This window comes from Flavobacterium sp. IMCC34518 (genome assembly GCF_027111095.2).
GTDB lineage: Bacteria > Bacteroidota > Bacteroidia > Flavobacteriales > Flavobacteriaceae > Flavobacterium > Flavobacterium praedii.
This window is the reverse complement of record NZ_CP114284.2, coordinates 856056-877606: the sequence shown is the minus strand read 5'-3', so window position 1 is coordinate 877606 and position 21551 is coordinate 856056. Positions and strand designations below refer to the sequence as shown.

The window sequence follows — 21551 nt, the reverse complement described above, 5'->3', positions numbered from 1 at the left end:
TGATGAAGGATTTTTTGTTTTTTGTATTCAAAATACTGATTGTAACTTTTATAATAGCTGTTGTATTAGATTTGGTTTATTCAAATGCTTTTTCATCTTCAAATAATAGAGGGAAAATTGGGTATATATTCAATTCAAATCCCAAAAAATATGATGTTGTGATATTAGGTTCATCAAGGGCCAATAATCATTTTGTTTCTCAAATGTTTGAAGATAAAGGATTGAAAACTTTTAATTTTGGTATGCAAGGCTCTAAATTATTTGAGTCGGATTTGGTTTTAAAGTTATTATTGGAAAATAAAAATAAAATAAAAAATGTAATTATTGATGTGGATGTAACCTTAAGATCAGGAAAGAATTCGGAAGCTACAATTTTAAAGTTTTATCCTTTTTTAAAATCTTCATCAGTAATAAAGACACACTTCAGACACTTACCCGATTTTAATTTAAATTACTATATCCCGTTTTATAGATATCTAAAATATGAAACTAAAATTGGTTTTAGGGAAATGTTTTTTTGTAGTATTAATAAAAAAAGCAAGGAACTAAATTATGGAGGATATTCCGCTTTGGAAAAAAATAAAAACAAATTAGAAGAAAATTTATTAGGTGCAAACCCCGAAAGGAGTCAGTATTACGAAGAAATAAAGCAAATTTGCAAGAACAATAAAATTAATCTGATAGCAGTAATGACACCGATGTGTGAAAATACCAAAGGAATTAATTATTTTGATAAAGTACAAAAGTTATATCCCGAAATTCATAATTATGAAAATGCAGTAAAGGAGGATAAATATTTTTCGTCTTGCGGGCACATGAATGACACAGGTGCAAGATTATTTACTACCCAAATTATAAAAGATTTTTTTAATAAATAAAATATGCACATCGCCTTTTTAACCCCCGAATATCCTCATGAACATGTCAAGCATGCGGCTGGAATTGGCACGAGTATTAAGAACTTGGTCTTGGCTTTGGTTAAAGAAGGTGTAACAGTCTCCGTTTTTGTTTACGGGCAAAAAGAGTATGCAGTCTTTCAAGAAGAAGGCATAACAATACATGTGATAAAATCTCAAAAATATAAAATGCTGGGTTGGTATTTGCATCGAAAATACATTCAAAACTATATTAACACCTATATTGTTTCCGAAGGAATCGATTTGATTGAAGTAGCAGATTGGACGGGAATTACGGCTTTTATGAATTTAAAAGCACGAGTGGTAATCCGATTTCACGGAAGCGATACTTATTTTTGTCATTTGGAGCACAGAAAACAAAGGCTTAAAAATTTTTGGTTTGAAAAATTAGCGGTAAATAATGCTCATGCTTTTATTACACCTACTCGTTTTGCTGGAGAACTGTCAAAAAAGCTTTTTGGTATTAAAAATAAAAAAATTGAAACCATTCATCATGGATTGGATTTGAATCAATTTCAAAATCACAATCCTTTGGTTTATGAGAAAGGCTTGATTTTATATATTGGTACTATAATCCGGAAAAAAGGGGTGCTGGAGTTACCGGATATTTTTAATAAAGTTCGAAACAAGTACCCAGAAGCTAAATTGGTTTTAATAGGAAGTGATTCTTTTGATATTAAAACCAAATCGAAATCGACTTGGGGATTATTCCAAGGAAAGTGTCCTACAGATGATGATTTAGAACATATTACTTATTTAGGAAAAGTTCCATACAAAGATGTTCAGGATTACATAAAAAAAGCTCATGTTTGTGTGTTTCCTACTTTTGCAGAAACTTTAGGAATGGTTACAATTGAGGCTATGGCTTTGCAAAAGCCAGTGGTCAATAGCAATATAGGTTGGTCACAAGAATTAATTGTTGATGGCGAAAGCGGTTATTTGGTACATCCTAAAGATCACGATAAGTTTGCCAATAAAATAGTTAGTTTGTTAAAAGATGAGGATTTATGCAGTATTATTGGAAGCGCTGCAACAGCAAGAGTGGTAACTATTTTTGATGTAGAAAAAACAGTTGAGCAAAACATGGTTTTTTATAAATCGATAATAAGTTAATTTGATTAAACTAAGGATTTATTGAGTAAGTGTGCATAAAATTATATACTATTTTTACCCAATTTTGTTTCAAATGAAATTGTATTGGAAAACCTAATTTTGGAAAATGATTAAAATTTATACAGACAAAACTTTTATTAATCAAGATTATAGGAAAATAATATTCCCGTTGTTGTTTGATTTGTGTTATGCAATGAATAAAACACTGCTAAAAAAATATACTATAGTGGATACCATTCATGAATCGGATGTCGTAATAGTTCCTGTTGAAATAGGTTATTTTTATACTGTCAGGAAGCAAAAATGGCTTTATGATTTTATTGATGATGCTAATAAATTAAGGAAAAATGTTTGGGTGTATACCGCTGGAGATTTTGGCATTACTTTAATCAAGGATGTATACACATTTAGGCTAGGCGGTTTTGAGAGTAAATTTGATGCCAAAACATTCATTTTGCCCGCTTTTATCAGTGACCCTTATTTAGAAATGGAGAAAAAATTTATTCCTGTAATCAAATCAAAACACCCAAAAATTGGTTTTGTGGGTCATGCTAATGGTTCTTTTTTTAAATGGGGAAAAGAATTTTTAATTTATGGCTATTATAATTTACAAAGGATCAGCAGAAAGATTTTTTCAGATTATCAATCATTTTATCCTTCCAGCATTAGACGGTTTAATTTTCTAATGGCCCTGAAAAAAAATAGTTTGATTGAGACAGATTTTATATTAAGAGATAAATACAGAGCAGGTGTTTCCAATGAATTAGAAAGAAAACAAACAACGAAAGCCTTTTTTGATAACATATATGATAACCCTTATACTTTTTGTTTAAGAGGTGCCGGTAACTTTTCAGTTCGGTTATATGAAACTTTGGCAATGGGAAGAATTCCTCTTGTAATAGATACTGATTTCAGATTGCCATTGAACCATAAAATTATTTGGAATAATCATTGTGTAATTGTTTCAGAAAACAATTACATGGCAGAATTAATTGATTTTCATAAAACTATAACTGATGATGAATTTATACAAATGCAAATAAATAATAGGAGTTTATGGCTGAATCATTTAAACAGGGAAGCCTATTTTGCTGAAATTCACTCTGTTTTCAAAGAATTAGTCTAATATGAAATTCGCACTAATTATCTGCACCTATATGCGTCCCAAACCTTTGCTTCAATTGTTGCAGTCGGTAAGGGAACAATCGCTATATCCATATGAAATTTTAATCGTTGACGGTTCTATTAATAGTGAAACTCAACAAATAATAGCAGATAATCCTTTTCAAAATCTAAAGTATTATCTAGTTCCAAATGAGCATCGTGGTTTGACCAAACAGCGTAATTTTGGAATAAGCCATGTTGGAAATGATATGGAAGTGGTTTGTTTTTTAGACGATGACACCATTTTAGAAAAAGATTATTTTGAGCAATTGCTCAACTCCTACAAATTGCATCCACATGCATTAGGAGTAGGGGGTTATATTTGCAATGAGACAAAATGGGAGTTTGTCGGACTAAATTATCAACCAAAAATAAATGAGTTTTATTATGATGAATGGAAAAGAAAAGATGGAAGCCGATTTGTTTTAAGGAAAAAATTAGGATTAGACAGTGATTGTCCCCCAGGATTTTCATCTCTGTTTTCACACGGAAGAAGTGTTGGTTTTCTACCTCCAAGTGACAAAATCTATGAAGTCGAACAGTTAATGGGTGGGGTTTCTTCTTTTAAGAAAAAGGTTTTTGATACTTTTCAATTTTCCACCTATTTTGAAGGGTATGGTTTGTATGAAGACGCCGATTTTTGCTTGAGAGTTGCCAAAACTGGTAAATTGTATCTCAATACTAAAGCAAAATTGCATCATTATCATGAAGCTTCAGGTCGCCCCAATCAATACCAATACGGTAAAATGGTGGTTCGAAATGGATGGTATGTGTGGAGGGTTAAAAATCCAAGTCCCAATGCAGCGGATTTCTTAAAATGGCATGCTATTACTTTACTTTTGACATTGATTCGTTATTCTAATGTAATTACAACGAACCAAAAAAAGGAAGCTTTAACCGAAGCGCTTGGGAGGACGATTGGCTGGTGGAGCTTGTTTTTTAGTAAACCAAAAGAATAAAAAATATTTATGAATTTATTCCAACTTATATATTCTGATTACAAGAAACATCAAAAATACGGTGGACATTTCTTTGTAATTGTATTTTTTACTCAAGGATTTTGGGCGGTTTTACAATATAGGATTGCTCATTTTATTTATTCGAAATTGAAATGGCAACCTTTTCGATTTCTTGGTTTGTTGTTAATGCTTTTTTGGCAGAAATTAATTGAAATTACCACTGGAATATCAATCCCCGCATCATCAAGGATAGGGCATTCTTTTTATATTGGTCATTTTGGAGGTATTATTATCAATGCAAATGCTGTTATAGGTAACAATTGTAATATTTCGCAGGGAGTGACAATTGGAGTTTCTGGGCGTGGTGAAAAACGAGGAACACCAGTTTTAGGAGATGAAGTATATATTGGTGCAAATTCTGTAGTTTCTGGCAATATTACTATTGGGAATGAAGTTTTAATAGGAGCTTGTTCTTTGGTAAATGATTCTTTTCCTAATAGAACAGTAGTTTTGGGTGTCCCAGCAATAATCATTTCTCAAAACGGTTCTAAAGGATATATTTAATGAAATTACTAATCGTTTCAGCGGCCCCATTTATTTTTAAGGATGAAAAATGTTTTGCCTACAGTCCTTATGTAAAAGAGTTGGTTATTTGGGAGAAATATGCAAATGAAATATCGTTTTGTTGTCCAGTTTGGAAGAATCAAAACGGATTACTAGTTGAAGAAATTACATTTGATATAAAAAAGCATTTTAAATTAATTGATTTTAATTTAAATAATTTCACTAATCTAGTTAAGGCTTTTTTTTATGCTTTTTGGAATAGTATAATTATTTTCAAAGCCATGCAACAAGCCGATCATATTCATTTGCGTTGTCCTGGCAATATTGGTTTATTGGGTTGTATTATACAAATTTTATTTCCTAAAAAACCCAAAACTGCAAAATACGCTGGTAATTGGGATCCGAAAGCAAAACAACCTTGGAGTTACCGTTTGCAGAAATGGATTTTGAGCAACACTTTTTTGACCAAAAACATGCAGGTATTGGTATATGGCGAATGGGATGGTAGTAAGAAGAATATCAAACCTTTTTTTACCGCTACCTATTCGGAAGTAGATAAAGAGCCGTTAAAAGAATTGGATTTAAAAGAAACCATACATTTTGTTTTTGTGGGAGCATTGGTTCCAGGGAAAAATCCTTTATATGCGATACAATTAGTTGAAGGATTATACAGAAAAGGGTATGATGTGTCTTTGGATTTGTTTGGAGAAGGGATGGAACGTAAAATTTTGGAAAAGTATATTGCTTCAAATCGTTTGGATAATTTTATAAAACTGAACGGAAATCACAATCAAGAAACCTTAAAAAAAGCGTACCAAGAGAGTCATTTTGTGCTATTAGCATCCAAAAGTGAAGGTTGGCCAAAAGCACTGGCAGAGGGTATGTTTTGGGGTTGTGTTCCTGTGGCTACTCCAGTTTCTTGCGTTCCTTATATGCTTGATTATGGAGAAAGAGGTTTGTTGTTGCGCGTGAACTTGGAACAAGATATTCAACAATTGGAAGCACTATTTACGAATGAAAGTGATTTTAAATCTAAAAGAGAAAAAGCATCCAATTGGTCACGCCACTATACCTTGGATGTTTTTGAAGGAGAAATAAAAAAAATATTAAAATAGTATAAATGAAGAAGTATTTAGTTGGGATTTTGGTTTTTGGAATTTTAGTAGTGTTATTGATAAACTACAGGACACCATTTTTTCAACAAGATGGAGGAGGTTGGTCCATAGGATATGGACAGTCTACTGTTTATCCCAAAGAAATAAATGTGAAAGAAAATGCTATTTATTCTATCGAGAAATTAAAAAAACAAAATGACAGTACCGTTTTTCTTGCGGATCCTTTTTTTGTAAAAGAAAAAGGAGTTTTTTATTTGTTTTTTGAACATAAAAAAACAAAATCAAATGGCGATGTAGGTGTATTGACTTCAATTGATGGTAAAAATTACAAGTATAGTGGCACGGTTCTGACACAAAAGTTCCATTTATCCTATCCACAGGTTTTTAAATATCGAAATGATTTTTATATGGTGCCAGAATCCAAGCAGGCCAATGCAGTTTTGTTATACAAAGCCTATCGATTCCCTTATGATTGGAGGGTTTGTGACACTTTGATTGCTAATGTTCAATTTAAAGATCCATCAATTTATGTGTCTGATTCTTTGAATATAATGGTGGCATCTGACGGTAAATTAAATATGTATGTATATCAAGCCGATTCCCTTTTTGGAAAATGGAAGTTGCATAAAAAACCAATTGCTTTAATGGGAACTGAGGCTCGAGCAGGAGGACGATTTTTTGCGGATAAAGAAGGATTAATTTTGCCTATACAAAATTGCACCAATGGGTATGGATTTGGCTTGTCTTTGTATCGATTTTCTTTCAAAAATGGATCGTATACCACTAAAAGAGTTTCTCCCTATTTCTTAAAAGGCAACACGGAAATAAAAGAATTTAATGCTGGAATGCATCAGTTGGATATACAACAATTAGGACCAAATGAGTTTTATTATGTATATGATGGGAACCGATTGAATAGTGATTCTAAAAAAATAAATATTTGGGGTCCGTTAAAATGGACTTATATCGATTTTAAAAATTGGATTATAAATCAATGAGAATTCTCCAAATCATAGATTCCCTGGAAGCTGGTGGTGCTGAACGTATGGCAGTAAATTATGCCAATACACTAGCTGCTGAAGTTGAGTTTTCGGGTTTGATTGCCACTAGAAAAGAAGGTGCTTTACTAAATCAGATTCATCCAAGTGTTTCCTATTTGTTTTTGAACAAAAAAAGGCAGCTTGATTTTGGAGCACTTTATAGATTACATTATTTTGTTAAAAAAAATAAAGTAACTCATGTTCATGCGCATAGTACTTCCTTTTTTATAGCTTTTTTATTAAAAATGATTCGTCCGTCTATTAGCATTATTCGACATGATCATTATGGGAATAATGAATTTTTAGCCGTTAGACCTCATTTTGTATTGAAGCTGACAGCTTCTTTTTTTTGTGGAATTATCGCAGTTAATCAAAAATTAAAATCGTGGTCTGAGTTAAAACTTAAAGCTCGAAATGTTATTTATTTGCCAAACTTTCCAGTGAACGAAGCAGGTATCGTTGCAGAAACAAAACTAAAAGGAATTGAAGGAAAACGAGTTGTATCTTTGGCCAATTTAAGGGAACAAAAAAATCATTTTTTAGTATTGGAAGTAGCCAAAAAACTCAAAAAATCTCGTCCAGATTGGACTTTTCATTTGGTTGGAAAAGATTTTGAAGATGAATATTCCTTTCAAATTAAAAATCAAATTATTGAGTTTGATTTAGTAAATAATGTATTTCTGTATGGTTCCAAATTAGATGTAGAAAACATACTTAATCAAGCTTCAATAGCCATTTTGACCTCTCAATCAGAAGGTTTGCCTGTAGCGCTATTGGAATATGGATTGAATAAAAAAGCGGTCGTGGTAACGAATGTAGGCGAAATTGGTTCTATTGTAGAAAACAACAAAAATGGATTTATAGTAGATTCCAATAATTCAGATTTGTTTTATAACGCTATTCTAAAACTTGTGGAGGATAAAAAGTTAAGACTTGAATTTGGTAATGCACTTTATAATACGATACAAGGTAATTATACTGCTGAAAGTGTATTAAAAAAATATTTAAATTGGTTGCAAACTATTTAAAATGAAGAAAGAAGAATTATCCTATGTTTATTTGGTGCTATTTCATGCTTTTATGGGAGTATTGATTTTTGCATTGCCTTTTCTTTCAAAAATATACACTTTAGGAATATTGGTGTTTGGTGTTTTTTATATTGTTAAAACGAAGAACAAGAATAATGAAGTTCTAATGCTATCAGCTTATATAGTTAGTGTTGAGGTGCTTTTAAGAATGACTGATGGAATGATTCTAAATGAGTTTGGGAAATATTCTGTTATGTTTTTTATGTTTTTGGGTCTGATTTATTCTGGATTTTCAAAGAATGCATTGATGTATTGGATCTTTTTAGTATTACTGGTTCCAAGTATTGTTTTGTCAACAGTTTCCTTAAATTTTGATACGGATATTAGAAAAGCAATTGCTTTTAATATTTCAGGTCCCGTATGTTTGGGAATTAGTGCTATATATTGTTTTCAAAGAAAAATAACTTTTGATCGATTAAAAGGAGTTATTTCAGCTTTTTCGTTGCCCTTAATTAGTATTGTGGTGTATCTGTATTTATACACACCTAGTGTAAAAGATGTAGTTACGGGAACGCAATCCAATTTTGAGACCTCAGGAGGATTTGGACCCAATCAAGTATCAACAATATTGGGATTGGGTATATTTGTGTTTTTTGTACAATTACTATTGAATTCTAAAAACACATTGCTGCAACTTTTAAATGGTGGTTTGGTACTCGTTTTTGCTTTTAGAGGAATCGTAACTTTTTCAAGAGGTGGAGTGTTTACTGCAATAGTTATGATTATTTTATTTATGGCAGTGCTCTATTTTCAAGCTAATTTCAATACGAAACCCAAGATAGGTTTGATTATTATACTCGCTTTAGTGGCTGGATTGGGAGTTTGGGGATACAGTTCCATACAAACTGGTGGTTTAATCGATAAGCGATATGCTAATGAAGATGCTTTAGGTCGAAAAAAACAAAGTCAACTGAGCGGTAGAGAAGTGCTTATTGCATCTGAATTTCAAATGTTTCTGGATAATCCTTTTTTAGGAGTTGGAGTGGGTAAAAATAAGGAATTGCGAAAACAACAAACAGGAATTGATTTGGCGACACACAATGAAATTACCAGAATGTTAGCAGAGCATGGTTCTCTTGGTTTAATAGATTTGATGATTCTTTTTTTTACACCATTATTTTTATTTGTAAATAATCGCCAAAATTTATTGGCGTTATCTTTTTTGGCTTTTTGGTTATTTACAATTAATCATGCTGCTATGCGTCTTGCTGCCCCTGCATTTGTTTATGCATTATCATTATTAAAAGTTTATACTATTGAAGAACCTACTCTACATAGGGAATAAATTGTCCAAACATGGAGTTACTCCAACGACTATTGAAACTCTTGGCCCACTTTTGGAGCAAGAAGGGTTCAATATATGCTACAGTTCTTCAAAAAAAAATAAATCATTACGCTTAGTCGCCATGTTGTACACTGTGTTTCGATTTAGAAAAGCAGATGCAGTATTGATTGACACCTATAGTACGACCAATTTTTGGTATGCTTTTGGCACTTCTCAGTTGTGTAGGGTTTTAAGAATAAAATATATTCCTATTTTGCATGGAGGCAATTTAGCTTTTAGGTTGCATCAGAATCCTAGAATTTGTAAAATGATATTCAAAAATTCTTATCATAATGTATCTCCTTCTCTTTTTTTAAAGGAACAATTCAATACTTTGGGGTATAAAAATGTAATTTATATTCCAAATGCAATTGAGCTTCATAATTATCCTTTTTTGGCACGAATAAAAGCCTCGCCAAATTTATTATGGGTGCGTTCCTTCTCAAGAATATATAATCCTATGATGGCGGTTCAGGTATATTACGAATTAAAAAAGACATATCCATTAGCAACCTTGCGAATGGTTGGGCCTGAAAAGGATGGGAGTTTAGTAGAAGCCAAACAAAAAGCCAAGGATTTGGATTTAGATATTCATTTTACAGGAAAATTATCTAAACTTGATTGGATCAAAATTTCAAAAGAATCTGATATTTTTATAAATACAACCCATTTTGACAATATGCCAGTCAGTATAATTGAAGCGATGTCATTGGGATTGGCAGTGGTTTCAACTAATGTTGGTGGAATCCCCTATATGTTAGAGGAGCAAAAAGAAGCATTATTAATTCCAGATAATGATGTAGAAAAAATGGTTGATGCTCTAAAAAGTTTGATAGAAAGCCAGGTTTTGTTTACTGAACTGGTTTTGAATTCTAGGCAAAAAGCGGAACAGTTTGAATGGGTAAAGGTTAAACTCAGTTGGATGAATATTTTAAAATAAAAGTTTAATTTTTTATAGATTATGATTAATATACAATCTTTAATTAAAGAGTATGAGTAAAAAGAAAAAAATGCACTTCGAAATTTCAGAACGTAAAATACTTTTACGGTTTTTTGATGTGGTTTTTGTTTTGTTAAGTTTGTATGGAATTGGACTTTTTTTTGAATTTAATTACTTTGAATTTTCAACTTCAAATTTCTATTGGACAATTGTGTTAGCATTTTATTTAAATGCTTTTGGCGCTATTTTTGAAATGTATAATTTGCAAGTGGCAAGCAATCATTTTCAAGTATTGAGAAGTGCTATTTTGACAACTTCTACAACCGTAATATTCTATTTATTAACGCCTGTTTTTTCTCCTCAATTGCCCAAAAATAGGTGGCAATTGCTTGTTTTTTATGGTACAATTTTTATAGCATTGTATGCTTGGAGAATGATTTATGTTCAGTTTTTAGCTTCACATCGTTTTGTTCAAAAAGCGATTTTAATATGTGATAGAGAGCAAGTACAGGAATTGGTATTGGGATTGGAACAAGTGGATCCACATTATAAAATAATTGGATATGTGAATTCCGATTTTTATTCTAAAACTGAGTTTGAGTATCAATATGTAAAACATATTAGAAGAGATGATTTGAAGTCGTTTGTTTCTGAAAATGGAATTTCGGAAATAGTGGTGGCTTGTCAAAAAACCGATGGAATTACTCCTGAATTATACCAACAATTACTTCATTTTTTAGAATCAGGAAAGAGTATTCGGGAATATACACAAGTATATGAAAGCAAAACACAGCGTATTCCTGTTCAGTATATTTCTCGGGACTTTTATCGATTTTTTCCTTTCAGTCGCTCCAATCAAAATAAATTATACATTTATTTAATACGATTATTTGAAGTTGTTTTTTCAATAATTGGATTGGGTGTTGGATTGTTATTGTTGCCTTTACTGTTGGTTGGGAACCTGTTTTGGAATAAAGGGAAATTATTATATACTCAAAAAAGAGTAGGTAAAGATGGTGTAGTGTTTAAAATCATAAAGTTTCGTACCATGGTTAAAAATGCCGAAAAATCAGGAGCTGTTTTTACGAAAACAAATGATACCAGAATTACTAAATTTGGAAAATTTTTGAGAAAAACCAGAATTGATGAAATTCCACAATTTATAAATATTTTAAAAGGAGAAATGGCTGTAATTGGACCAAGGCCTGAGAGACCAGTATTTGTTAGGGAAATTGCTCAAATTATGCCATTTTATGAAACACGCCATATCATAAAACCGGGTCTTACGGGATGGGCTCAAGTCAATTATTCCTATGGGGAAAAATTAGAAGACAGCTTGGTAAAACTACAATACGACTTGTATTATATTAAGCATCGAAGCATTTACTTGGATTTAAGTATAGCTTTTAAAACTATTTCTACCGTTTTGTTTTATAGAGGACAATAATAAGTTATTGTTTTAATTGTCGGGAATATACAATCTAAAGATAAGGCATTAAAGTTCATTGGAAATAGAAATGAATTTTAATGCCTTGTCTGTTTTTAATAGGTTGTAGAATACTATACCATTAGCACATATAAAATAGCCCAATCTATTCGTTCTTTTTCTCCAATACGTCCTCAGAAAATAATTCCACAGCGAAGGCTATGCAATGATTTTTATCGTTGTCTTGAAAAAAAATAACTTCGCATCTTTGTGGACTATTTTACATCCACTAATGGTATTATATGATAATTGGAATTCGCTTTTTATGTTTTATAGCTACGCGAATTAAGATTGTAAAATTGGTAATCAATATTGGTAAAACAATCATTAAATGTACTTTAGGAATGATTATAAAGAAATATAAAAGCATCATTATTATATTTATTATACAAAGTTTGTAAGTCCATTTGGGATTTTTAGTACTCCAAAAATAGAGCAATACAAATAGTGCTGGATTAAACAACAAAATATTATAGTTATATTCCAGTTCGTGATGAAAAGAATAAAAACCTAAAAAGGTAAATAGCAAACCCAATAAAGCGATGCTAAATAAATACACAAAATCGATGCTTTTTTTGTTAATCAAAATGACAAACCCTAAGAATAATAAATAGGTGTAAGCATTATTCCACCAAGAAGTTGGGATTTCTTTTTCAAAAGTAAGTATGGTTATGGGTTCTTTGGAAAAGGGTTGATTGTTATATTTAATTTGTTTTAAACTTTCCAGTAATTCAAATGGTAAAAATATTTTAGTTCCCATTTGGTCTACTTTTGTTCCAAAAACAATACTAGTTCCTAGTTTTTCATAAAAATGATTGTCAAAATAAGGGTATAAAATTGTTCGATATGTTTTATCGGTGTCTACTTTCTTTTTGATTACCGTTGATTGCAGCGTTTTGTTGATTACATCTACTACTTTTGAAGTGCAATTGTTATCTATGAATTTATATTTGTACAATCGCTCATCAGAAAGCATAGATTGAGCTAAATTGTCAAATAATTTTTGTTTTAGTTCAAACGGAATGTTTAATTCTTGCTCAAAAACATCTCTTTTCTCATAGTTGTATTGATTAATAAAATCGATATACCTGTCGTTGACAATGAAATAGTCTAAATCTCCTTTAGCAAATTTTGGAACAAAATTGGGCGTTTGAAAATCAAAAGCACCATAATTATAAACGATGTCTATATTGTTTTCTGAATCACTTACTCGTATCGCTGTGTGGCCAAATAAGGAATACGATTCATTCCCAGTTCCACATGTTAAAACACTAATTTTGGCATTTTTTGACAAAGAAACACTTTGGGCAAGTGTGCTATATACTGAACTCAATACAATAATGCTAATTAAAATTTTTCTAAAAAGGAGCGATTTCATAATCATGAGATTTTTTCTTCGAGTTTTATTTAAAGTGGTATAAAAAATAGCTATTTAGTTGGTGAATAACGATAAGTCAATTTTTAGAGAAAAAACATTCGAATACAGAGCAGTGCTTTGGTTGCCCAATGCCGTCAATGCATAATCAACAGCAATACCTTTGTATTTGAAACCCAAACCAATATTGGGTTGAAAGCCTATTTTTTTTGAATTGTCTAATTGGGTTACCTGTTGGAAATTTCCGACTCCTGCTCTCAAAAACGCTAAATCGGAATACCCAAATTCCAAACCAATGGCAGGGTCAATACTTACAAAAGAGGTAGAAATTAAATCATTGGTTTGTGTGAATTGCATGTTCATGTTGGCGGTCGTCAATAGACTATAATCATCATGAAATTCAAATTTTTTAGCTACACCCAGTTGTGCTTTTGGTGGAGTGATTTCGGTACTTTCTGGAATTTCTTGGTTTTCACCAGGAATAGCATCGGCTATTTTTTGATAGGCTTCTTCATTAATATTCCAAATGTTGTAGGTAGTGGTAATGTCGCGAAGCATGAAACCAAATTGCCAGTTATTTTTTTCAAATTGCAGTCCAAGATCAAAACCGAAACCCCAAGAAGTTGCAAAATCTCCAATTATTCGGCGAATAATTTTGGCATTTACGCCATATTGAAACCCTTCAACAGGTAATTTTACAGCGTATGAAAAAGTGAATCCATAGTCGGCAGTTGAAAACAGTTTAATTCGGTTGTAATCGATATTGCCTTCATTGTCTATTAAATCAGTTGTATTCAAAATATCATCAACTCCAAAACGAATTAATGATAACCCCCATGCACTTCTGTCATCAATAGGACTGGCATAAGCAGCATAATCGTATTTGGCAATATTGGCGAAGTAATTGGAATGCATTAACGAAATTTGATTCTCTTTCAAATGAATTAGTCCTGCTGGATTCCAATAGCAGGAATTGACATCTGCTGAGGATGCTACAACTGCATTTGACATTCCCAAAGCTGCAGCATCTACACCTATATTCATAAACTCATTCGAGTATTTTCGAACAGTTTGACTGTAGGTAGCGTTTACAACGAAAAGAAGTAAGAAAAGGATTTTTTTTTTCAAAGGTTTTTGTTTGTAGACTTGATGCGTTTTAAATTTTTGTCAAAAATAAAGTTTTTTAATGATGTAGCTACTTCAATTCAATTAATTAATGCTTTTTGATGGTTCAAAATAAAAATCTCTCATATAAAACGAGCATCGCTTTCACATATTGTATTAAATTTGTCACGTATATCAAACAAATTATAACTTATGAACATTAAAAAACACATTCCGAATACCATTACATTGCTTAATCTTTTCTGTGGCTGTATTGCAGTAGTATTTGTAAGTAAAAATCAATTTGAAATGGCTTTCTTTTTTGTTTCACTTGGAATATTTTTTGATTTCTTTGATGGGTTTTTTGCTCGCTTGTTTAAAGTTACCGGTGAATTGGGGCTGCAATTGGATTCTTTGGCAGATATGGTTACCAGTGGCGTAGTTCCAGGTTTTGTAATGTTCAAAATGATGCAAAGCAGTTCAGTTGCAATGAGTGAAGGTTACCTGCAATTTTTTCCATATTTAGGATTTATTATTACTTTGGGATCATGTTATCGCTTGGCTAAGTTCAATATAGATACTCGTCAAACCGATTCGTTTATCGGTTTGCCCACTCCTGCCAATGCTCTTTTTATATTGAGTCTTCCATTGGTGTTGCAGTATTATTCAAACGACTCATTAGCAGTACTTGAAATCTTTACAGAGAAATGGGTTTTATTGGTAATAACGTTGTTTAGTGCTTATATTTTAAATGCCGAAATTCCTTTATTTTCTTTAAAAATCAAAAAATTTAATTTCAAGGATAATGCGCTTCAAATTATTTTTTTAGCAATCTCTGTTTTGTTGTTGTTTTTTCTACAGTATTTAGGAGTTGCATTGGTTATTATTTTCTATGTGTTGCTTTCGGTAATCAATAATATGTTGAAAAAAAAGTAATTTTTTTGAATGAAAAGAAAGAATACACGAACGACCTACAGTAGGAAGGTCAAAAAGAAAAACTCCATTTTGCCTGCTCAATTAATAAGGTATTTTGTGTTTGGATTTTTACTTTTTGTTGTTCTGTCTTTAGGGTATCATTACCGTTCTAGTTTTGCTTATTATTTAGGTTTTAAATCTCATTTTAATAAGGAAACCAATGTTTTTTCTGAAGCCCGTAATTTAAAAGTTATGGAGAAAAGCGAGGGAAAAGTTATAGGTTTGGATGTTTCCGAATATCAAGGAAAAATTCGATGGTCCTATGTAGATACTATAGAAGAAAAATATCCATTGCATTATGTTTTTGTTAGAGCAACAGTAGGAAAAGATAGGGTTGATCATCAATTTAAGAGAAATTGGCTTGGCGCCAAAGAAAATAAAATGATTCGTGGCGCTTATCATTATTATCGTCCAAATGAGAATTCCCTCGAGCAAGCCGAACTTTTTATAAAAACAGTAAAGCTTAAAAAAGGGGATTTACCACCCGTTTTGGATATTGAAAAGCTACCAAAAGAACAATCTTTAGAACGTTTAAAAATTGGTTTACGCCGTTGGTTGAAAGCAGTTGAATTGCATTATGGAGTGCGGCCAATAATTTATACAGGAGAGAAATATTATGACGATTTCTTGAAAGAAGAGTTTAGTGATTATCTTTTTTGGATCGCTAATTATAATTTTTACAGGGAAGAAATTCAGGACGATTGGCTCTTTTGGCAATTTACTGAAAAAGCAAAAGTACCCGGAATCGATTATAAAGTAGATGTCAATATTTACAATGGAGATTTACAACAATTGCAATATATTACAGTAGAGTAGTGTTCAGGTTTCAGGTTTCAGAAAACAGATTTCAGAAAACAGATTTCGGGTTTGAGATTTCAGATTTCAGGTTTTGACTATTAAATAGCTCTTATTGATGTTGTTTCTTTTTCTCTGAATCTGAAATCGGCTAACTGTTTTTCTAAAATTCTAACTTCTTTTTTCTTAATTCAAAATTCTGACCTAGGTATACACGACGCACCATCTCGTCTTCAACCAATTCTTCAGGGACACCAGCTTTTAGAATTCCACCTTCAAACATAAGATATGTTTTATCCGTGATGGCTAATGTTTCCTGTACGTTGTGATCAGTGATTAGAATTCCAATATTCTTATTTTTCAATTGAGCAACAATTCTTTGAATGTCTTCAACGGCTACTGGGTCAACACCGGCAAAAGGTTCGTCAAGCAAAATGAATTTAGGGTCAGTGGCTAAGCAACGGGCAATTTCAGTACGACGACGTTCCCCTCCTGAAAGCAAATCACCTCTGTTGGTTCGAATGTGTTCCAAACTAAATTCCGCAATTAGGCTTTCCATTTTGGCAATTTGATCTTCTTTGGATAATTTGGTCAATTGCAATACACTTAAGATGTTGTCTTCAATGCTTAGTTTTCTAAAAACAGAAGCTTCTTGCGCCAAATACCCAATTCCTTGTTGGGCTCTTTTGTACATTGGGTAATCTGTGATATTCAAATCTTCCAGATAAATATTTCCGGAATTTGGTTTTACCAATCCCACAATCATATAAAAAGAGGTCGTTTTTCCAGCACCATTTGGTCCCAAAAGCCCCACAATTTCACCTTGGTTTACTTCTACCGAAATGCCTTTTACAACAGAACGCCCTTTGTATGTTTTTATTAAATTCTCTGCTCTTAATTTCATGTTTTAAAGTTGCTAAGTAGCATAGTTACTGAGTAACTAAGTTTATATTGTTGCAAAGAAACGAATTTCGTTTATTTGGTTTTAGGTTTTAACTTCAATTTTAGTTTTTTAATCGTGTAACTAGAATTTGAAAAAGGATGAACTCTTATCTGATTTCTGACTCCTGCTACCTATTTTTGCTCCTCCAATGCTTCCCAGAATTCATAAGCTCTTCGCAAATGAGGTACTACAATTGTACCACCTACAAGGGTTGCAATTCCCATGGCTTCCATCATTTCTTCTTTGGTAACGCCTTCTTTATGGCTGGTTTCCAAATGGTATTTTACGCAATCATCACAACGTAATACCGCCGATGCCACTAATCCCAGTAATTCTTTGGTTTTTACATCCAAAGCTCCTGCCGCATAAGCATTCGTATCTAGATTGAAAATGCGTTTTACAATTTTATTATTGTCCGCCAATAATTTTTCGTTCATTTTAGAACGGTAATCGTTAAATTCTTGAATGATATCAGACATTTTCTTTCTTTTTGTTATACACTACAATTTTTGAAATCAAGATACTTACTTCGTAAATAAGTAACATTGGGATCGCTACAATGGTTTGACTCACCACATCGGGAGGCGTAACAATTGCTGCCACAATTAAAATTATTACTACTGCATATTTCCAATATTTTCTTAAAAAAACAGGCGTGACTAAGCCTAATTTTGTTAAAAAATAAATAATTATAGGTAACTCAAAAAATAATCCACTGGCCAAAATACTTGTTTTTACCATACCTATATATGATTCTAGTGTAAATTGGTTTTTTACAACATCACTAACGGTAAAGGTAGCCACAAAATTAACAGACATTGGAATAACCACATAATATCCAAAAAGGACACCCATAAAAAAAAGTAACGAAGAGGTGGATATAAAGACTTTGGCATTTTTTTTCTCTTTTTCATAAAGAGCTGGGCCAATGAATTTCCATACTTCCCACAAAATATATGGAAAACTTAGTATAAAACCAGCCAAGATGCACATCCAAACAAAGATGTTTACCTGTCCTTCCATTTCAGTGTTTTGAATGATAAAAGGCATTTCAGTGATACAAATACTATCTGCAAAACCCAATTGATGCGATAAATCACAAAAAAAAGTGTAAGTGAAAAAAGAGGGTCTTGTTGGGCCGAAAATAATCACGTCAAATAAATAATCACTAATAAAATAAGTGACACATGCCATAATAATAACAGCTGTGGTACTTCGAACTAGAAGCCATCTTAATTCTTCAAGATGGTCTAAAAAGGACATTTCGCCTAGGTTTTTCTTTGCCATTATACGATTCCTTCTTTTAAAATATCATGTAAATGCAATACACCTTTATATTCACCATTATCGACAACTACTAATTGAGTTATAGAGAAGTCTTCCATGATATTAAAAGCATCAATTACCATTTCATTTGAGTTTGTCATTTTTGGGCTTTTTGTCATAATATCTTTTGCCGTCAATTCCGTAAAAGTATCTCTGTCGTTTAGCATTCTACGAATATCACCATCAGTAATTATCCCGATCACTTTGTTGTTTTCTACTACAGCTGTAACTCCAAGTCTTTTTTCTGAAATTTCAAAAATAACTTTTTTAATAGGTGTGTCTGGTCCTACTTCAGGTTTTAGTGAGTTCTCAAGCATATCTTTTACACGAAGTAATAATTTTTTCCCTAAAGCTCCTCCAGGATGATATTTAGCAAAATCTTCAGCTTTAAAATCACGCATTTCCATCAAGCAAACCACCAATGCATCTCCCATAACTAATTGAGCAGTAGTGCTATTTGTTGGAGCCAAATTTAATGGACAGGATTCTGTGTCTACTGTTGTATTTAATACAAAATGAGAACCTTTGGCCAAAAAGGATGTCATATTTCCAGTCATTCCAATTAAGGTATTGCCAAAACGAGTCAATAGAGGGACCAAGGATTTAATTTCGGGACTATTGCCGCTTTTAGAAATACAAATGATAACATCTTCATTTTGGATCATTCCTAAATCTCCATGAATAGCTTCCGAGGCATGTAAAAATAATGAAGGAGTGCCGGTAGAATTGAATGAAGCTACCATTTTTTGAGCAATAATAGCACTTTTTCCAATGCCGGTCACAACTAATCTTCCTTTGGAATTATAAATGCATTGTACCGCTTCCGCAAAAGTATCGTCAATGAAATCAATTAGTTTAGCAATTGATTTGCTTTCCGATTCAATTGTTTTCTTGGCATTTGCCAATATATTTTCTTTTGTAATCAAAACAGATAATTTTAAATTTGTATGTGTAAAAGAAAGTTGTATCTTTATGTGCCGCAAATTTATACAAAATACCACATATTAAAGAATGAATTCAAACGAAATTGACATACATAAAGAATTAAAGAAATATTTTGGCTTTAGCCAATTTAAAGGCTTGCAAGAAAAAGTCATAACAAGTTTACTCAATAAACAGAATACGTTTGTTATAATGCCAACTGGCGGGGGGAAATCTCTTTGTTACCAACTGCCTGCTTTAATTCAGGAAGGGACAGCAATAGTTGTATCTCCTTTAATTGCATTAATGAAAAACCAAGTAGATGCCATTCGAAGTCTATCTTCCGAAAATGGAATTGCCCATGTTTTAAATTCTTCTCTGAATAAAACTGAAATTACTCAAGTTAAATCGGATATTACCGCAGGTATAACGAAATTGTTATATGTAGCACCAGAATCCTTAACTAAAGAAGAATATGTAGCTTTTCTTCAAACGGTACCTATTTCATTTGTTGCAATAGATGAAGCCCATTGTATCTCAGAATGGGGTCATGATTTCAGACCGGAGTATCGTAATTTAAAAAATATTATTAAGCAATTGGGCGAAGTTCCCATAATAGGTCTTACTGCAACTGCTACTCCAAAAGTACAAGAAGATATCTTGAAAAATTTGGATATGGCAAATGCTACCACATTTAAAGCATCCTTTAACAGGCCTAATTTATATTACGAAGTTCGTACCAAAACCAAAAATATTGAATCGGATATTATTCGGTTTATCAAACAACATAAAGGAAAATCGGGAATTATTTACTGTTTAAGTCGCAAAAAAGTAGAGGCAATTGCCGAAGTTTTACAAGTAAACGGTATAAGTGCCGTGCCCTATCATGCTGGATTAGATGCTAAAACAAGAGCCAAACATCAAGATATGTTTTTGATGGAAGATGTAGAAGTTGTTGTAGCGACTATTGCCTTTGGTATGGGAATTGATAAACCCGATGTTCGTTTTGTAATTCATCATGACATTCCAAAATCTTTAGAAAGTTACTACCAAGAAACTGGACGTGCAGGTAGAGATGGCGGGGAAGGACATTGTTTGGCGTATTATTCATACAAAGATGTTGAAAAATTAGAAAAATTTCTATCTGGAAAACCTATTGCAGAGCAAGAAATTGGTTTTGCATTATTGCAAGAAGTTGTAGCTTATGCTGAAACATCAATGTCTAGGCGTAAATTTTTATTGCATTATTTTGGTGAAGAATTTGATAGTGAAACAGGAGAAGGAGCGGATATGGATGATAATGTTCGCAATCCAAAATCAAAAGTGGAAGCCAAAGACGAAGTGCTGAAATTATTAGAAGTAGTCAAGAAAACCAAACATATTTATAAATCCAAAGAAATTGTTTTCACCTTAATTGGGCGTGTGAATGCAGTTATAAATGCTCATAAAACAGATTCCCAATCTTTTTTTGGTTCAGGATCTGATCATGACGAGAAATATTGGATGGCCTTATTGCGACAAGTTCTTGTGTCTGGTTTATTGTCTAAGGATATAGAAACTTATGGTATTATAGAAATCACAAAAGAAGGATTGGCATTTTTAAAAAGCCCACAATCTTTTATGATGTCCGAAGACCATGAATATAATGAATCCGAAGATGAAGCTATTGTGACTGCGGCAAAATCATCAGGAACTTCTGATGAATTGTTGATGTCAATGTTGCGTGAATTGCGAAAAAAAGTAGCCAAAAAATTAGGTGTTCCTCCTTTTGTGGTTTTTCAAGATCCTTCTCTGGAAGATATGGCTTTGAAATACCCAATTTCTCAAGCTGAATTGATTAATATTCACGGTGTTGGAGAAGGAAAAGCTAAAAAATATGGTAAAGAATTTATTGAATTAATTAACCGTTACGTAGAAGAGAACGATATAATTCGTCCCGATGATTTGGTAGTAAAATCAACGGGTGTCAATTCCATTAACAAGTTATATATCATTCAAAATATAGACAGAAAGTTGGCACTGACTGATATCGCTTCCGCAAAAGGGTTGAAAATGGATGATTTGATCAAAGAAATGGAGCAAATTGTATATTCTGGAACCAAATTAAATATAAAATACTGGATTGACGAAATGTTGGATGATGACCAACAAGAAGAAATTCATGAATATTTTATGGAATCAGAATCTGATAGTATTGAAAAAGCACTCAAAGAATTTGATGGAGACTATGATCTAGATGAATTGCGCTTAATGCGAATAAAATTCATTAGTGAAGTTGCGAATTAGTTTACAGAATATAGAACTCAGATTTCAGGAAAAAAGTCTCAAAGTAAAAAATTTTCTCATAAATCAAAAAGCCGATTTTCATTTGAAAATCGGCTTTTTGATTTATAGACCGATAA

At 32.2% G+C, this 21551-nt stretch carries 20 protein-coding genes; 14 read left to right on the top strand and 6 right to left on the bottom strand.

What is annotated here, in order from left to right:
- Window positions 1–2: 2 nt before the first annotated feature.
- From OZP06_RS03840 to OZP06_RS03790, 11 genes are all read left to right on the top strand, one after another.
- A complete protein-coding gene (locus OZP06_RS03840) occupies window positions 3–878 on the top strand; it encodes a hypothetical protein (RefSeq protein ID WP_269223747.1) in 876 nt (291 codons plus the stop codon).
- A gap of 3 nt (window positions 879–881) precedes the next feature.
- Window positions 882–2030 carry a glycosyltransferase family 4 protein gene (locus OZP06_RS03835; RefSeq protein ID WP_281324253.1) on the top strand — a complete coding sequence of 383 codons (1149 nt, stop codon included), beginning with the start codon at window positions 882–884 and terminating at the stop codon, window positions 2028–2030.
- A gap of 106 nt (window positions 2031–2136) precedes the next feature.
- Window positions 2137–3156 (top strand): hypothetical protein, encoded by a 1020-nt coding sequence (locus tag OZP06_RS03830; protein WP_269223746.1) that lies wholly within the window; start codon window positions 2137–2139, stop codon window positions 3154–3156.
- A gap of 1 nt (window position 3157) precedes the next feature.
- Window positions 3158–4153 carry a glycosyltransferase family 2 protein gene (locus tag OZP06_RS03825; protein ID WP_281324252.1) on the top strand — a complete coding sequence of 332 codons (996 nt, stop codon included), beginning with the start codon at window positions 3158–3160 and terminating at the stop codon, window positions 4151–4153.
- 9 nt (window positions 4154–4162) lie between these two features.
- A complete protein-coding gene (locus OZP06_RS03820; RefSeq protein ID WP_269223745.1) occupies window positions 4163–4717 on the top strand; it encodes a serine acetyltransferase in 555 nt (184 codons plus the stop codon).
- The gene (locus OZP06_RS03815; protein ID WP_281324251.1) at window positions 4717–5832 is read left to right on the top strand and encodes a glycosyltransferase; all 1116 of its coding nucleotides are present in this window, start codon (window positions 4717–4719) and stop codon (window positions 5830–5832) included. Before OZP06_RS03820 ends, OZP06_RS03815 begins: the two co-directional genes overlap by 1 nt.
- 5 nt (window positions 5833–5837) lie before the next feature.
- Complete coding sequence (locus OZP06_RS03810) at window positions 5838–6830, top strand: hypothetical protein (RefSeq protein ID WP_269223744.1); 993 nt, start codon at window positions 5838–5840, stop codon at window positions 6828–6830.
- Window positions 6827–7900, top strand: a complete 1074-nt coding sequence (locus tag OZP06_RS03805; protein ID WP_281324250.1) for a glycosyltransferase family 4 protein — start codon at window positions 6827–6829, stop codon at window positions 7898–7900. Before OZP06_RS03810 ends, OZP06_RS03805 begins: the two co-directional genes overlap by 4 nt.
- Before the next feature lies 1 nt (window position 7901).
- Window positions 7902–9245, top strand: a complete 1344-nt coding sequence (locus OZP06_RS03800; protein WP_281324249.1) for an O-antigen ligase family protein — start codon at window positions 7902–7904, stop codon at window positions 9243–9245.
- On the top strand, window positions 9217–10224 hold the full coding sequence (locus OZP06_RS03795; RefSeq protein ID WP_281324248.1) for a glycosyltransferase family 4 protein: 1008 nt from the start codon (window positions 9217–9219) through the stop codon (window positions 10222–10224). The genes OZP06_RS03800 and OZP06_RS03795 overlap by 29 nt, the downstream gene beginning before the upstream one ends.
- 52 nt (window positions 10225–10276) lie before the next feature.
- Window positions 10277–11671, top strand: coding sequence for an exopolysaccharide biosynthesis polyprenyl glycosylphosphotransferase (locus OZP06_RS03790; RefSeq protein ID WP_269223741.1), 1395 nt, complete (start codon window positions 10277–10279; stop codon window positions 11669–11671).
- Window positions 11672–11948: 277 nt separating this feature from the next.
- Here OZP06_RS03790 and OZP06_RS03785 read toward each other — a convergent pair whose 3' ends face one another.
- Complete coding sequence (locus tag OZP06_RS03785) at window positions 11949–13088, bottom strand: DUF4105 domain-containing protein (RefSeq protein WP_269223740.1); 1140 nt, start codon at window positions 13086–13088, stop codon at window positions 11949–11951.
- 54 nt (window positions 13089–13142) lie between these two features.
- Window positions 13143–14129 (bottom strand): PorV/PorQ family protein, encoded by a 987-nt coding sequence (locus tag OZP06_RS03780; protein WP_281324505.1) that lies wholly within the window; start codon window positions 14127–14129, stop codon window positions 13143–13145.
- A gap of 273 nt (window positions 14130–14402) precedes the next feature.
- Here OZP06_RS03780 and OZP06_RS03775 point away from each other — a divergent pair, with 273 nt between their 5' ends.
- Both OZP06_RS03775 and OZP06_RS03770 read left to right on the top strand, forming a co-directional pair.
- On the top strand, window positions 14403–15125 hold the full coding sequence (locus OZP06_RS03775; protein WP_281324247.1) for a CDP-alcohol phosphatidyltransferase family protein: 723 nt from the start codon (window positions 14403–14405) through the stop codon (window positions 15123–15125).
- Window positions 15126–15134: 9 nt separating this feature from the next.
- On the top strand, window positions 15135–15980 hold the full coding sequence (locus tag OZP06_RS03770) for a glycoside hydrolase family 25 protein (RefSeq protein WP_281324246.1): 846 nt from the start codon (window positions 15135–15137) through the stop codon (window positions 15978–15980).
- Between the two features lie 142 nt (window positions 15981–16122).
- Here OZP06_RS03770 and lptB read toward each other — a convergent pair whose 3' ends face one another.
- From lptB to OZP06_RS03750, 4 genes are all read right to left on the bottom strand, one after another.
- Window positions 16123–16863, bottom strand: coding sequence for an LPS export ABC transporter ATP-binding protein (gene lptB, locus OZP06_RS03765; RefSeq protein WP_281238896.1), 741 nt, complete (start codon window positions 16861–16863; stop codon window positions 16123–16125).
- A 170-nt stretch (window positions 16864–17033) separates the two neighbouring features.
- Window positions 17034–17381, bottom strand: coding sequence for a carboxymuconolactone decarboxylase family protein (locus OZP06_RS03760; RefSeq protein ID WP_116762053.1), 348 nt, complete (start codon window positions 17379–17381; stop codon window positions 17034–17036).
- Window positions 17374–18189: a twin-arginine translocase subunit TatC gene (gene tatC, locus OZP06_RS03755; protein WP_281324245.1), complete on the bottom strand. Its 816-nt coding sequence runs from the start codon at window positions 18187–18189 to the stop codon at window positions 17374–17376. Before tatC ends, OZP06_RS03760 begins: the two co-directional genes overlap by 8 nt.
- Complete coding sequence (locus OZP06_RS03750; protein ID WP_269223738.1) at window positions 18189–19154, bottom strand: KpsF/GutQ family sugar-phosphate isomerase; 966 nt, start codon at window positions 19152–19154, stop codon at window positions 18189–18191. The genes tatC and OZP06_RS03750 overlap by 1 nt, the downstream gene beginning before the upstream one ends.
- Window positions 19155–19239: 85 nt before the next feature.
- Here OZP06_RS03750 and recQ point away from each other — a divergent pair, with 85 nt between their 5' ends.
- The gene (gene recQ / locus OZP06_RS03745; RefSeq protein ID WP_281324244.1) at window positions 19240–21435 is read left to right on the top strand and encodes a DNA helicase RecQ; all 2196 of its coding nucleotides are present in this window, start codon (window positions 19240–19242) and stop codon (window positions 21433–21435) included.
- Window positions 21436–21551 lie beyond the last annotated feature (116 nt).

Bases quoted from the DNA above. Each gene is read 5' to 3' on its own strand.
- OZP06_RS03840 (WP_269223747.1), top strand. From the start codon at position 3: ATGAAGGATTTTTTGTTTTTTGTATTCAAAATACTGATTGTAACTTTT.
- OZP06_RS03835 (WP_281324253.1), top strand. From the start codon at position 882: ATGCACATCGCCTTTTTAACCCCCGAATATCCTCATGAACATGTCAAG.
- OZP06_RS03830 (WP_269223746.1), top strand. From the start codon at position 2,137: ATGATTAAAATTTATACAGACAAAACTTTTATTAATCAAGATTATAGG.
- OZP06_RS03825 (WP_281324252.1), top strand. From the start codon at position 3,158: ATGAAATTCGCACTAATTATCTGCACCTATATGCGTCCCAAACCTTTG.
- OZP06_RS03820 (WP_269223745.1), top strand. From the start codon at position 4,163: ATGAATTTATTCCAACTTATATATTCTGATTACAAGAAACATCAAAAA.
- OZP06_RS03815 (WP_281324251.1), top strand. From the start codon at position 4,717: ATGAAATTACTAATCGTTTCAGCGGCCCCATTTATTTTTAAGGATGAA.
- OZP06_RS03810 (WP_269223744.1), top strand. From the start codon at position 5,838: ATGAAGAAGTATTTAGTTGGGATTTTGGTTTTTGGAATTTTAGTAGTG.
- OZP06_RS03805 (WP_281324250.1), top strand. From the start codon at position 6,827: ATGAGAATTCTCCAAATCATAGATTCCCTGGAAGCTGGTGGTGCTGAA.
- OZP06_RS03800 (WP_281324249.1), top strand. From the start codon at position 7,902: ATGAAGAAAGAAGAATTATCCTATGTTTATTTGGTGCTATTTCATGCT.
- OZP06_RS03790 (WP_269223741.1), top strand. From the start codon at position 10,277: ATGAGTAAAAAGAAAAAAATGCACTTCGAAATTTCAGAACGTAAAATA.
- OZP06_RS03785 (WP_269223740.1), bottom strand. From the start codon at position 13,088: ATGAAATCGCTCCTTTTTAGAAAAATTTTAATTAGCATTATTGTATTG.
- OZP06_RS03780 (WP_281324505.1), bottom strand. From the start codon at position 14,129: ATGAATATAGGTGTAGATGCTGCAGCTTTGGGAATGTCAAATGCAGTT.
- OZP06_RS03775 (WP_281324247.1), top strand. From the start codon at position 14,403: ATGAACATTAAAAAACACATTCCGAATACCATTACATTGCTTAATCTT.
- OZP06_RS03770 (WP_281324246.1), top strand. From the start codon at position 15,135: ATGAAAAGAAAGAATACACGAACGACCTACAGTAGGAAGGTCAAAAAG.
- lptB (WP_281238896.1), bottom strand. From the start codon at position 16,863: ATGAAATTAAGAGCAGAGAATTTAATAAAAACATACAAAGGGCGTTCT.
- OZP06_RS03760 (WP_116762053.1), bottom strand. From the start codon at position 17,381: ATGTCTGATATCATTCAAGAATTTAACGATTACCGTTCTAAAATGAAC.
- tatC (WP_281324245.1), bottom strand. From the start codon at position 18,189: ATGGCAAAGAAAAACCTAGGCGAAATGTCCTTTTTAGACCATCTTGAA.
- recQ (WP_281324244.1), top strand. From the start codon at position 19,240: ATGAATTCAAACGAAATTGACATACATAAAGAATTAAAGAAATATTTT.